Origin of the sequence: Enterobacter sp. K16B, assembly GCF_020216105.1 — a bacterium.
GTDB classification, from domain to species: Bacteria; Pseudomonadota; Gammaproteobacteria; order Enterobacterales; family Enterobacteriaceae; genus Enterobacter; species Enterobacter sichuanensis.
This window is the reverse complement of the sequence record NZ_JAIWJZ010000142.1, coordinates 1-352: the sequence shown is the minus strand read 5'-3', so window position 1 is coordinate 352 and position 352 is coordinate 1. Positions and strand designations below refer to the sequence as shown.

2 tRNA genes are annotated in these 352 nt (G+C 47.4%); both read right to left on the bottom strand.

Annotation, left to right across the window (positions count from 1 at the left end):
- Positions 1-96 precede the first annotated feature (96 nt).
- A tRNA-Ala gene (locus LDK53_RS21090) sits at positions 97-172 on the bottom strand.
- Positions 173-208: 36 nt separating this feature from the next.
- A tRNA-Ile gene (locus tag LDK53_RS21085) sits at positions 209-285 on the bottom strand.
- Positions 286-352 lie beyond the last annotated feature (67 nt).

Genomic DNA, 352 nt, shown 5'->3' with positions numbered 1-352 from the left:
TCAATTTTCAGCTTGATCCAGATTTTTAAAGAGCAAAACTTCGCAGTGCACCTTTTCAGGTTCACTCTGAAGTTTTCTTGTGTTCGCAGTAAAAGATGGTGGAGCTATGCGGGATCGAACCGCAGACCTCCTGCGTGCAAAGCAGGCGCTCTCCCAGCTGAGCTATAGCCCCATCGTTGATAACCTCTTCAAATTTGCTTCGCAAATTTGGTAGGCCTGAGTGGACTTGAACCACCGACCTCACCCTTATCAGGGGTGCGCTCTAACCACCTGAGCTACAAGCCTGTAGAGGTTTTTACTGCTGTTTTTCATCAGACAATCTGTGTGAGCACTGCAAAGGCAGGTTCTTTAA